This is a genomic window from Microcoleus sp. N9_B4 (assembly GCF_036701635.1).
GTDB lineage: Bacteria > Cyanobacteriota > Cyanobacteriia > Cyanobacteriales > Microcoleaceae > Microcoleus.
On record NZ_JAUBRC010000019.1, the window covers coordinates 82,648 to 94,774 of the forward strand.

Annotated in this window: 12 protein-coding genes and 1 tRNA gene; 8 read left to right on the forward strand and 5 right to left on the reverse strand. The window is 47.4% G+C overall.

What is annotated here, in order from left to right:
- Positions 1-175: 175 nt before the first annotated feature.
- The 3 genes from QUA43_RS14775 to QUA43_RS14785 form a co-directional block, all read right to left on the reverse strand.
- Positions 176-1,045, reverse strand: a complete 870-nt coding sequence (locus QUA43_RS14775; RefSeq protein WP_333374867.1) for an alpha/beta hydrolase — start codon at positions 1,043-1,045, stop codon at positions 176-178.
- A gap of 1,056 nt (positions 1,046-2,101) precedes the next feature.
- Positions 2,102-2,827: a hypothetical protein gene (locus tag QUA43_RS14780; RefSeq protein ID WP_006631881.1), complete on the reverse strand. Its 726-nt coding sequence runs from the start codon at positions 2,825-2,827 to the stop codon at positions 2,102-2,104.
- 85 nt (positions 2,828-2,912) lie between these two features.
- Positions 2,913-3,089: a hypothetical protein gene (locus tag QUA43_RS14785; protein WP_190274376.1), complete on the reverse strand. Its 177-nt coding sequence runs from the start codon at positions 3,087-3,089 to the stop codon at positions 2,913-2,915.
- Positions 3,090-3,335: 246 nt separating this feature from the next.
- On the opposite strand from QUA43_RS14785, the gene QUA43_RS14790 reads away from it, so the two are divergent.
- The 7 genes from QUA43_RS14790 (at position 3,336) to QUA43_RS14820 (ending at position 8,148) form a co-directional block, all read left to right on the forward strand.
- Positions 3,336-3,887 carry a GNAT family N-acetyltransferase gene (locus QUA43_RS14790; RefSeq protein WP_242725747.1) on the forward strand — a complete coding sequence of 184 codons (552 nt, stop codon included), beginning with the start codon at positions 3,336-3,338 and terminating at the stop codon, positions 3,885-3,887.
- Positions 3,872-4,198, forward strand: a complete 327-nt coding sequence (locus QUA43_RS14795; RefSeq protein ID WP_333374868.1) for a hypothetical protein — start codon at positions 3,872-3,874, stop codon at positions 4,196-4,198. Before QUA43_RS14790 ends, QUA43_RS14795 begins: the two co-directional genes overlap by 16 nt.
- Positions 4,199-4,380: 182 nt before the next feature.
- Positions 4,381-4,454: transfer RNA gene (locus tag QUA43_RS14800), tRNA-Pro, on the forward strand.
- A gap of 152 nt (positions 4,455-4,606) precedes the next feature.
- Positions 4,607-5,425, forward strand: a complete 819-nt coding sequence (locus tag QUA43_RS14805; RefSeq protein WP_333374869.1) for a Tic22 family protein — start codon at positions 4,607-4,609, stop codon at positions 5,423-5,425.
- A 127-nt stretch (positions 5,426-5,552) separates the two neighbouring features.
- Positions 5,553-6,533, forward strand: a complete 981-nt coding sequence (locus tag QUA43_RS14810; protein WP_333374870.1) for a HemK/PrmC family methyltransferase — start codon at positions 5,553-5,555, stop codon at positions 6,531-6,533.
- A gap of 60 nt (positions 6,534-6,593) precedes the next feature.
- The gene (locus QUA43_RS14815; RefSeq protein WP_333374872.1) at positions 6,594-7,187 is read left to right on the forward strand and encodes an L-threonylcarbamoyladenylate synthase; all 594 of its coding nucleotides are present in this window, start codon (positions 6,594-6,596) and stop codon (positions 7,185-7,187) included.
- A gap of 25 nt (positions 7,188-7,212) precedes the next feature.
- Positions 7,213-8,148 carry a sensor histidine kinase gene (locus tag QUA43_RS14820; RefSeq protein WP_333374873.1) on the forward strand — a complete coding sequence of 312 codons (936 nt, stop codon included), beginning with the start codon at positions 7,213-7,215 and terminating at the stop codon, positions 8,146-8,148.
- A gap of 190 nt (positions 8,149-8,338) precedes the next feature.
- Here the strand turns inward: QUA43_RS14820 and QUA43_RS14825 are convergent, their stop codons facing one another.
- Entirely contained in the window at positions 8,339-8,827 is a 489-nt protein-coding gene (locus QUA43_RS14825; RefSeq protein ID WP_190656314.1) for a GNAT family N-acetyltransferase, read from the reverse strand.
- Positions 8,828-9,464: 637 nt separating this feature from the next.
- Positions 9,465-10,448 (reverse strand): porphobilinogen synthase, encoded by a 984-nt coding sequence (hemB, locus tag QUA43_RS14830; protein WP_333049296.1) that lies wholly within the window; start codon positions 10,446-10,448, stop codon positions 9,465-9,467.
- Between the two features lie 440 nt (positions 10,449-10,888).
- On the opposite strand from hemB, the gene QUA43_RS14835 reads away from it, so the two are divergent.
- Positions 10,889-11,872, forward strand: a complete 984-nt coding sequence (locus QUA43_RS14835) for a DUF1517 domain-containing protein (protein WP_333374875.1) — start codon at positions 10,889-10,891, stop codon at positions 11,870-11,872.
- Positions 11,873-12,127 lie beyond the last annotated feature (255 nt).

The window sequence follows — 12,127 nt, forward strand, 5'->3', positions numbered from 1 at the left end:
TCTGTCCGAAGAGGGCGAGCGGGCAGACTTATCTATTTAACATAACAGATTTTAGATTAAGGAAGAAGTCAGTTGTTATTGGTTATTGGTTATTGGTTATTGGTTATTTGTAAGTTTTAATGCCCCATGCCCCATGCCCCATGCCCCATGCCCCATGCCCCATGCCCCATGCCCTCTAATCATGTTTTTTCAGAATATTTTGCAAGTAACTAGCCACTGCATCCGGCTGTTCCACCATTGCCAAATGGCCACAATCGGGAAGCTGAAGGACATTCTCGCCACAACCTTGGAACATCCAGTGAAAGCTAGCCAAATGCAGCACGTATTTTGGTTCCATAATTTTGTCTTTAGTACCGGCAATAAAATAAACAGGCTGCTTAAGTTGGGACACAATTTGTGGCAATAGGTGAATCTCCGCTTCTGTGGTGGAGTCCAATAAAGCCCCCAAAGCTGCCTCTGGATGAGCTCCCACGAAATCTATTAAGCGCTGCCGTCCCCAGGATCTGCCGATCGAGCGGGCTACAGAATCGCGGGCAAACACGTAATCTGCTAAGGGCAAGCGAGGCAGCCAGCCGGGACGCATTGTTACGAGCTGCTTGCCGACCGCTCGAAACCGCTCGAATTCTTCCTTAAGATAGATGCCGCCCCCTGCATTGATGCAGACCACGCCTTTAACGCGATCGGACAATTTGCTGGCTCCCCATAGAGCGATCGTACCGCCCAGAGAGTGTCCCACGAGCCAAGCAGAAGATATATCGAGTTTTTCGAGTAAAAGTTCCAAATCGCGAGCGTAAGCTGCGGGAGTGTAGCATGAATTTAGCGGTTCGGAACATGGGCGATCGTCGCCTGCGTCGGATTGAGAATCGCCAAACCCCCGCAAATCGTAGGTAAGGCACTGATAGTTTGATGCCAAGCGATCGGTCAAAGGTTGCCAGTAGTGGCGGCTTAACAGCCAGCCGTGGACAAATACCAGAACCGGGGAAGTTGCAGTCGGAGCCGTCAAATCGTAAGCGTGCCGAACCCCTAGGATGTCGATTGTTGCCATACTTTTATCCTACCCGCTCCATAAGACCTATGTAAACCTATGTATAGCCTTTCTCAGAAAGAGAGAGTACGCCGAAACCCTTTGTTCTCAAGCTTTTTGAGTTGAATTGTTTACCTCATCTACCCAAGAAGCGCTATAAGTTAAGTCAAAAAGACTCAACTTTATCGACTAACCGCTTACTTCCTGCTGCAACGCGCGGTCTTAAGCTGACGCTACAAGATTTTTGTCCACTGCACGGGCAATCTTGGCATAGCTTGCCCTTTTATGCGATCGGTCTAGAATAAATATTCCTTTAAACCAGCTTTCTATGTTTCTTGCAGTATTCAAATTTCTGTCTACTGTATGATCGCAAGAGGGACATATAGCAGCGCGATTTTTTCAGGGCATTTTGCAGCAAAAATTTCCCCAGTTTTAGCCGATTTAGAAATCGTAAACCATCGGGATCTCAGTGTCAATTTAGATCAAAAATATTTTGGTAGTCGAGTCACAGATTAAATTTGTACCTTCCACATTCAACTATTCAACCAGCAAAATTGTGATGACTCAACAATGCTTTAATCTATCAATTCTCTAGCTAGCTAGCCTTACTTATACCTAGTTTTGAGCGAGGTAATACGTAATTTTGTGGAGGAAATTTTTGCGAATACTTGCGACTTTTGCGTGTAGTTCCGCGAGCTTATTTTACGAACTAAAAATACTCAGGACTATAGCAATCCTTGCATCATTTGTGAATTTCTTACTCCTCAGAGCGGGTTCGTGGGGTGGGGTAAAAAATTTACGACTTCTGCAAGGATTGCTATATTGCTGGTTAAACTCCCCTATTTATCTGGCACGTCTTTTCTATTAGGGCGGTTATTTTCTAGATAAAGTACGCCATCAAACTTAAAAAGCTTGACAACATCGTTTCCCCGTGTCCCATGTTTATGAGAACCGCTATCTACACTCGTTTGTAGGAACAATTTTGCCGAGCTTTTTATCCTATCTCACTGGAAAACTTCTGCAAACTAATGTCTACTTATAGCAATCTAGTTATTTAGGGATCATCGGTAGCTTGCCCTAAAATCGCTCGCCTAGCAATCTTTGTCGCACCCCCTCAGCGATTTTCTGCCCCAGATATTCGGGAATTAAACTTTCATTGGGCCCCAACAAGTAGAGAATTAGGCGAGTTCGCCCCCGCCAAACCAGCAAATTAGCATTTACTACCAACAAATCCTCTTGCCAGATGGCATACATAACTTTGTAAAAAAGTCCAGGTTGATTATCTGCTTCAATCAGCAAAGCTGGCAAGTGGAAAACCGGATCGACGTAGAATTCAGTTGCCACATCTTCTAAACCCGCGTCTAAATTAAATTCTACCGCCAACATCTCTTCAACCTCAAAATGCCCCGCCAATGCCTCTCGAACGGCTCTACAGACGTTTTCTGCTGTTTTATCTGCCAGTACCTTGCCACCGCGAGATACGACCAATTTGATAAATACCAGCATGGGCGGGTAAATTTGACCGTACAGACTCAGACTGTGAATCGTCAGTCCGTAGGCGGCGAGCACTCCAAAAATATCGCTCAGTAGAAAAGACTGGTTCCGGTAAGCAAAATGCAGGGCACTTTTGTTACCTTCGGCTCGGATTTCGATGACTGCTTGCCGAGTTTTGTAAAGCTGGTAAGCTAATTTGAGGTTTTGCAGTTGGATTTCGCTGCTGACAAATTGCTCATAAAACTGCGGAAACGCTCGGTTAAAGCGCTTGAGAAGTTCTAGTGTAGATGGTTTTAAACCCGAAGCCATAGTTGAGGAGAAGGTGCGGGAAATATAATAGGTATTGACTCTTCCATGCCTTATGGCAATGGGATTTTCGATTCGACGATTCGACTTAAATTGTGCCCGTCTCCTCACTAAAAGCAAAAGTCAAATCTGTCTGAGAACTTATCACGAGAATGTCACCGTTGCGCCATTCCAGTGGTATTTCCCACCAAGGGTATAAGTTCCGGCGCGATCGGCGGCACTCAAAAGAAGCATTTCCCAAAATGCCTCTGTCCTGGTTCGGCAACAAATTTTACCTTAAAAGCGGGTTGTCCGGGCACTGGCTAGCAGAACAGTTCTACCAAACTTGACAGAATCAAAAAAGCGCAGACTCAATGTTGGACGACAAATCCCTGTTTTCGGCGTAAGATGAGTGTACCGTAAACTGTTCCTCAAGAAGCTACCGGCAATTGATCCTACGCCGATTGGAGTGGGTTTATCTGTCTGGTTCTCTTTCTCGTCGTCCAACTTCTACTACCTTAACCGCGCCTGCATGGGTTTTTGGAAAAACTTATTTAGTAGTTCTGAGTCTGCCTCTGTACCCCAAACAGCGGATTTTGAGGAAGATGTGGCTGTTGGGTTAGGCGATCCGCTTTCCCCAACGTTTCGCAAACCCGCCAGCGGCAACGCTCGCATCTTTTTCAGTTGCGATCGGGACATTGACCTCTACGAACTCGAAGAACTTTGTAATGCAGTGGGTTGGTCTCGCCGTCCCCTGCGTAAAGTCAAAAAAGCTATTGTGCACAGCTTCCTAGTCGTCTCTATGTGGGAGATGCGGGGCAGCCAGCGACGGCTGGTGGGTTTCGCCAGAGCGACTTCAGACCATGCTTTTAATGCCACGCTTTGGGATGTGGTAGTTCATCCTGACTACCAGGGCAAAGGCATGGGCAAAGCGCTGATGAAATACATCATTAAAAAACTCCGCAGTGAAGATATCAGCAACATTACCTTATTTGCTGACCCTCAAGTGGTGGATTTTTACCGCAATTTGGGCTTTATGTCCGATCCAGAGGGGATTAAAGGTATGTTTTGGTATCCAGATTAGCTAGCGAGGTGCAGGTCGGCGTTGATTTGTTGAGGATATACAATACAATATTGACGCTGCCAACACCGAATGCACCTGTGTGCTGCGGTCATTTAGGCTGGGATGTATCTCGGCATCAGGGCTGTTATGAAGCTGTGCAAGTATTGTCAGTCGATTTGAAATTTGAGACTGCGGCGAGACATTCGGCGAGTGCTCAGACCATCGGCGCTCAGTCGAGGTGTCAAGTCCCCGTCAGTCGAGTCGCCCTCAGTCGAAGGAACTATTTGAGATTTGAGATTTATTCCACAGATGAATCTGGGAGCTTGAACTAGGGTCTAAAATTGTGAGCAGCTCACGATAGGAGTCAGGGGCTGGTATCGGTTTTAGGGTGGGGTCAAACCGCACAACCTGAAAAAAACTTCGCCTTAGCTGCATCGATAGCTAAATATTTAAAAAAGCTTGACAAGCAAGCGGTTTTGTGCGTTAATGGTTAGAGGTTAGCTAACTATAACACCGGGATGTAGCGCAGCTTGGTAGCGCGCCTGCTTTGGGAGCAGGATGTCGCAGGTTCAAATCCTGTCATCCCGATCGCACAATGTTAAATAATAGATTGAAGCAAAACTGTCTCTGATGTTTACATTTCTTCAAAATGAAAACAAATTGAGGCAGTTTTTGCCGATCGTGTTAAGTCGCGAGTCTTTGCGTTAATGTGTTTCAGGATCGCTCCTGATGGAAAAAACATGAAATCATTAGTTCGTTTGGGCGCAATATTGGGAATTGTCGGCAGCACTCTGCTGGGCCCCTCCCCAATTGGCAAGATGTCTGCACTGGCACTGCCGGAGCCGCAAATTTTGGAAAAATTGCGCTCGGTGCCGGTATTTACGATTACAGACGCTCAGGGTGCGCCCTTGATCGCTTCTGTTCCCAAGCAGGGTCAGGGTCAAACTGGTAATGCTTCCGTGGCGGGAATTTTCATCAGCCAGAAAGATGCTCAAGCTTTTGTCGATCAACTCAAAACCAGAAATCCTCAGTTGGCGGCCACGGTGCGCGTGATGCCAGTATCCCTGGGCGAAATTTATCAGCTCACTCAAGCAAATAAAGGCAAGCCGGAGGAAGTGCAATTTGCTTTCGTTCCGGCTCCACAGCAGGTGCAGTCGGCTAAAACTGTACTTCAGCAGACTGGTCAACAAGTTAATGAGTTCAACGGTGTACCTCTATTTTTGGCAAGAGGCGGCGCAGAAAATGGTTATTTGACGATTCAGCGAGGCCAGCAAGAGGTGATTCCCTTGTTTTTTAACAAGGAGGATTTACAGGGCATGGTCGATCGTTTTAAGCAGCAGCAGCCGAACGTGACTGCCACAATTAAGATTGAGGTGGTGAACTTGGAGAGCGTTTTGGAAGCTTTGCGTACTGAAAACGACCCGTTTTTGACCCAAATGATTTTGATTCCGTCGCGGGAGTCGCTGGAATTTGTGCGATCGCTCCAACCAGCAGGTGCGGGCCAAAATCCACAGGTTGCTCCGGCTCCAGCTCCGGCTCCAGCTCGACCGGCTCGCTAATAGTTAGTCAGTTGACAGTTGACAGTTGACAGTTGACAGTTGACTGTTGACTGTTAACCATTGTCATTAGTTACCAATGCCCGATGCCCGATGCCCGATGCCCGATGCCCAATTACCAAAAAGTCTTATGTTTGTTTCTGGTTTAGACCTTTGGCAGTGGGTGAATCAAGCTAAAACAGAGGCGACCTCCTCTGACATTCCTCTAGCAGAAATCGACTGGCTGCTGCAAGAGCTGGCTGGTTTGGATAGGTTGGCTCTGCGTTTGGAGTCGTTTAAAGATTTGCCAAAAATTGAATTAAAGTTGTCTTTATCGGAACTTGCTCAATTGTGGCAGCGGCGCTTACAGGAACGGGTGCCGGTGCAGTATTTAACGGGAGTTGCACATTGGCGGCATTTTTCGCTCCAAGTAACGCCGGCGGTGCTAATTCCGCGTCCTGAAACGGAATTGCTGATCGATTTGGCTGTAGAAGCTGTTAAAAGCCGTTTAGAAGCAGAAAATATCAATCAAAAATCTACCCCCCCCAACCCCCCCTTAGTAAGGGGGGGAGAAGATTTCAACTTCTCCCAGCTTCGGGGGGGAGAATTTGCCAAATCGCATTGGGTGGATTTGGGGACGGGCAGCGGGGCGATCGCGATCGGCTTGGCTTCTGCGTTGACAAATGCTAGGGTTTATGCGGTAGATTGCAGTTCGGAAGCTTTGGCAGTTGCTCGACTGAATGCTGAGAATTTGGGCTTTGAATCGCGAATTAATTTTTATCAAGGTTCGTGGTGGGAACCGCTAGAATTTCTCAAAGGTCGCGTTAGCGGCATGGTGTCTAACCCGCCTTACATCCCCAGCAGCACGGTTCTGACTCTACAACCGGAAGTTTTGAAGCACGAACCTCATCTGGCCTTAGACGGTGGTTTTGACGGGTTAGATTGCATCCGGCATTTGGTAGAAACGGCTCCCGATTATTTAGAATCCGGGGGAGTTTGGTTGGTGGAGATGATGGCGGGACAAGAAACGGCGGTAGCTGATATGCTGCAAAGTCACGGGAGTTACGATCGAGTTCAGATATTTGCTGATTTAGCAGGAATCGATCGGTTTGCCTTAGCCTACCGTCTTTAGGTTTCAAGAATATGCCGCAATTCTAAAATCTAAAATCTAAAATCTAAAATCTAAAATGGTATGACACAAGTTTCGATAAATGCGCTAGTTCAAGGGGCAATTTCTGGCAATCATATCGTCAGTTTTCCTACAGATACTGTACCCGCTTTGGCTGCGCGGCCCGATCGCTCGGAGTTGATTTTTGCAGCTAAACGCCGCAGTCAAGACAAACCGCTGATTTTGATGGCAGCATCGGCCCAAGCTTTGTGGCCCTACGTGCAGGGAAGTCCAGCAGAGTTAAACTTGTGGCAGCAAGTAGCCGAATCCTATTGGCCGGGGGCGTTAACTTTGGTGCTGCCGGCTTCGGCAAAAGTCCCGGCGGCTCTCAATCCCATCGATCGGACTACAATCGGAATACGAGTCCCTAACCTTCCCCTTGCCCTAAAGATTCTAGAGCAGACAGGCCCTTTAGCTACTACCAGTGCTAATTTATCCGGCCAACCGCCTCTGGAGTCGGTGGCAGAAATTGAGGTTCAGTTTCCCGAAGTCTTGACATTACTTCCTTCTGAATTAGCAACAGCGACAACAGCTTCGAGTTTGCCTTCGACTGTGGCTAAATGGACGGGCAGCGAGTGGGAAATATTGCGACAAGGCGCGATCGAGTTAGAATGCTAAAAGCTAAACTCCAAGGCAAAGCAATATGGCGCCGATCGGCTGGAGCAACTTTATATATTTAGGTATGGGACTGGGGCTGGGTTTGGGAAGCAGTTTGATTTGGCGCCTGCGGCAAAAAAGCTCGCAACCGCCCGAACCTGCGCCCAAAGTAGCCCCACCTCCTCAAGAAATTCACTTAGAGAAGTTTGATGCCCTTTCCGACCAACTTAAGCAAACTCAATTGGCTTATCAGATGGCATCGGAGATGAGCCAATTTAAGGCGGGTTTTTTGGCTCGAACTTCTCACGAGTTGCGATCGCCCCTGAGCACTATGATTGGTACGCTGCAATTAATTCTCTCGGATTTGTGCGACGATCCTGCTGAGGAACGAGAGTTTGTCGAGCAAGCTCACGCCGCGGCACTCAAGCTGGTGAAATTAATAGATGAAATTATCTCTGTTGCTAAAACTGAACACGGCACTGACAGGATGGATATTGAGCCGATTCAGTTAGCTAAGGTTTTTGACGAGGTTGATGATTTAACTTACTTGCAAGCTGCTAATCGCGGCATTCGTTTGGAGATATTGCCGCCAGATCCGGGTATTTATGTATTGGCAGATTTGCCGAGGTTTAGGCAAGTTTTAGTCAATTTGGTAGATACTGCTGTTGCTCAGATGGAAGAGGGGAGTATTTCTGTTTCTGCCCATGCTTCGCCGGAATCTGGATGCGTTCACATTTGGGTGGACGATCAGCGTTCAGTTAGTGCTTGGAGCGAGTCTTGGGATTTGCTGAAGCACGATTTGGAGTGTGATGCTACTAAGAGCAGCGATAATTCTCAGGTGTCTTCTGGAATGAGGTTATTGATGAATCAGACTCTTTTAAGTTTGATGAGCGGAAAGTTGGAGGTTCTGGCTGTGCCTTCTGAGTCCGAAGAGTGCAATTTTAACCGGACTCAGTGTTCTATTCCTTTGGCAACTTTGTGATGAAGGAAGTTCGCCCACGAGCAATCTACAGGATGTAACGCAGGTGGGGAAGAGGGCAAGGGATTTAACTGATTTAACGGAGGGCGGGAAGATGGAAAAGGGAAGATGAAAGAAGGAAATTATATAGGGAGTAAGGTGCGCCCTTCCGCACCCTACATATTATAGATTTTGATGCCAATCGGGTGATTATTTAACAATTAGCAGTTAGCAATTCGCCGTTGCTAATTTCTAATTCGAGATTCTCTTCGAGAAGCTGATTTTCAAGTACCATGGTGGTGCTAGCGTTTTGCTGAAAACCGATGCGCTCGTAGAAGCTTTGTTTGTAAGTTGTCATCAGGTAAACTCGCTCTACTCGGCACATCCGAGGGTGACTCAAGACGGTTTGCACTAATTTGCGGCCGAGTCCTGCACCTTGGTAATCCGGGTGAATGGCGACATCCCAGATGGTAGCTCGATAGATCCCATCTGAGGTGGCTCTGGCAAAGCCGATCGCCCGTGAGCCGTCCCAAACTGTAACAACTGGTTCGCTGTTGGCGATCGCAATTTCCCAATCTTCTATCTTGCGTTCCCTCGCCCAAAAGGCGGCGGCTTTAAATAGTTCTTGGATCTGTGCGATGTCTGCGCGATCGCGACCTATACAAAATTGAATGTGACTGGAATCCCTAGTCGTTGATGTCATGCTCAATCTGCCTTCAAGTTGTATCTAAACTGTGTTACTTTTACTGTTTTACAGGAGTGAAACTTGATTTTGCTTGGGAACGATCAATGGTTGAATTCCCTATTTACAAAACTATGTTTATTCATACATATTTTTTAACTAATTTCGGTGATTATTAATACCTTTTTGGGGTAAATTTTGTAAAAAAGTCTTTGAGTCAAAATTCCCAACTTATAACTCCTACCATTTGAGATTTTAGATTTTAGATCTAAGATGGGAATGACTGATTTTTTAGGGGTTTGGAGTTTGTCTACACAGAAACCGGGTTTTTTCATAGCAATACTTCGTTACAACTAAAATGTTGCACCATTCTCAATAAGCTTTTTATGAACAGGCTTTTCGGCTTGTTCCACAAAGAGTGAATTTTCTTGTGGAACAGGCCGAAAAGCCTGTTAAGCGAGAATGGTGCAAGCTCTCAGTTACAACTCACCGAAACTGTAAAAACCCGGTTTCGCTGCGTCGTCCATCGGTAAGCGTAAGCGATAGCTTGTGTGTTGCCTAATTGCTCAAAAATCACCTATCGAGAGAGGTATTGACTCCACGAAAACACCCGAAGATTGTGCTGTGGAGTCAAATCTCTAATCTCTAATCGAGTGAATCAGTTTTGCAGCCAGCGGGCGGCGTCTTTGGCGTGATAAGTCAAAATCAAATCACAACCAGCACGCTTGAATCCTGTCAAAGTTTCCATCACTACTCTTTCTTCGTCTATCCAACCGTTGAGGGCGGCGGCTTTCACCATCGCATATTCCCCAGAAACGTTGTAAGCAGCAACTGGCAGGTTAGTTGCTTCCTTCACGCGCCAGATGATATCCATATAAGCTAAAGCGGGTTTAACCATGAGCATATCTGCGCCTTCGGCAATGTCGAGAGCAATTTCTTTCAGAGCTTCGCGGCCGTTTCCGGGGTCCATTTGATAGGTGCGCCGATCGCCAAATTGCGGAGCAGAATCTGCAGCATCCCGGAATGGGCCATAATAAGCTGAGGCGTATTTTGCCGCGTAAGACATGATGGGAATATCTTCAAATCCAGCGGAGTCCAATCCTTCGCGAATTGCTCCGACAAAACCGTCCATCATTCCCGAAGGTGCGATAATATCTGCACCGGCTTTAGCTTGAGCAACTGCGGTTTTCTTCAGCAATTCTAGTGTCGGATCGTTCAAGACGCGGCCGCTTAAATCTCCGACTTCCAAATAGCCGCAGTGACCGTGACTGGTATATTCGCACAGACAAGTATCGACCATGACGATTAAATCTGGTACGGCTTTTTTAACTGCTTCCGTCGCTTGTTGGACGATGCCACAATCGTGCCAAGCACCCGTAGCATCTGTGTCTTTATCTGCGGGAATGCCGAATAAAATAATAGCGGGAATGCCGAGGTCGTAGACTTCTTTTGCTTCTTCTACTATTTTGTCTACCGATAGCTGGTAAACTCCCGGCATCGATGTGACTTCTTTAGCAAAAGCTTCCCCCGGTACGGCAAATAGGGGGTAAATTAAATCGCTGGTTGTCAAGATATTTTCGCGTACCATCCGGCGGAGTTGGGGATGGTTGCGGAGGCGGCGGGGGCGGTGAGTTGGAAACATTATGTTTTTTTTACGGTAGATTAAGTCCTGCTTTCTAGGACTGGCGGCGTTTATTTAAAAGTCTAAAGCTTCTTGTTGGCCGATCGCCCTGTACTTAAGTAAAGTTCTGTAAAAGCCAGGATGTCGATTGTTTGTAGTAACTGAGATGTTGCACCATTCTCAATAACCATTTTAGGGGCGGGCTAGAAGATCCCAAGCCGTAATCCCCACAGGAAATTCAGTCTTTGTGGAACAGGCCCGAAAGCCGGCTCTTGAGAAGGGTGCAAGAATTAAGTAGTAAGGAATGCAAGTCCTTTCTAGCTTTTCTCGTTTGCAGACTCAGGCCTAACTGTGGTTGTATCGGTTGGTACGGATATCTCGCTGGCTTCATACCTATAACCAGGCTGCCCATTCGTGAGAATAAACTGTAAATTATAAATGTATCGAATAGTAACGGTCTTATGTACAAGCAACTAATTTCAAAGATCAAACCGCTTTTGAAATCACTATTTGCGATCGGTCTGGTACTGACGCTAGCCCTCGGTAACGCTGACGGAGCTCTGGCGGCCCGCAGCGGAGGACGCATCGGGGGCGGATCTTTTAGAGCTCCGGCGCGCAGTTACTCGTCTCCTAGTCGCACTTACGCGCCGTCGGGAGGAGGCTACTATCCGGGTGGTGGCTTTGGAGGCGGCTTCGGTTTCCCGTTCTTGCTGCCGTTTTTTGGCTTTGGGGGCGGGTTTGGCGGCCTGTTCTCGATTTTGATTTTTATCTCGATCGCTAATTTCCTCGTCCAAAGCTTCCGCCGCGCCGGGGGCGGAACTGACGAACTGGGCAACAGCGCCCCCACTACTACCGTATCTGTAGCCCGCTTGCAAGTTGGTTTGCTAGCAGAGGCCCGCGGTTTGCAAGCCGAACTCGACACCCTAGCGCGCAAAGCGGATACCGATACAGCGGCCGGTCGTGCTCAAGTGCTGCAAGAATCTACTTTGGCGCTGCTGCGGCATCCTGAATACTGGGTTTACGCGGGCGCTGAATCTGTGCAAACTCGCTTGGAAGCAGCCGAAGCTAAGTTTAATCAACTTTCTTTGGCAGAACGCAGTAAATTTACTGAAGAAACGCTCTCGAATTATAACAATCAGCTCCGCCAAGCAGGGAGCAGCAATATCCTGCCCGGTTTGCAGGAAAATGGGGCGCTGGTTGCTTCTGATTTGAATTCAGAGCCTGGGGAATTTATTGTGGTGACGGTAATTGTCGGTACTCAAGGTAAATTGCAATTGCCAGCAGTGAAAAACTCTGAAGATTTGCGCCAAGCTTTGCGTCAGATTGGGGGAGTATCGAGCGAGCAGTTGTTGGCGGTTGAGGTGCTGTGGACTCCTCAAGCGAACGGGGACACTCTGACTGCTGACGATATGTTGGCCGGCTATCCTGATTTGCGATCGATTTAGTGAGCAAGACTGGGCGCGGAGCAGGGTTTCCCGCGCCCGATCCCGTACCAAAGCTGTGCGGAGGAACCAAATTGCTTTTGAGACGGGCATTTCGCGGGATGTTAGGAAGGTTGATCGAGTTAAAAAAGATTGTTGAACAAATGCTACTATTGAGAGATTATGATTGAGCGTGATTCATCTGCTATGGGCAAAGCCTGCCCGATACGGGTTTTGCGAAGAAGTTAGGCAGGGTAAAAAAAACTGTATTAAGCGAGG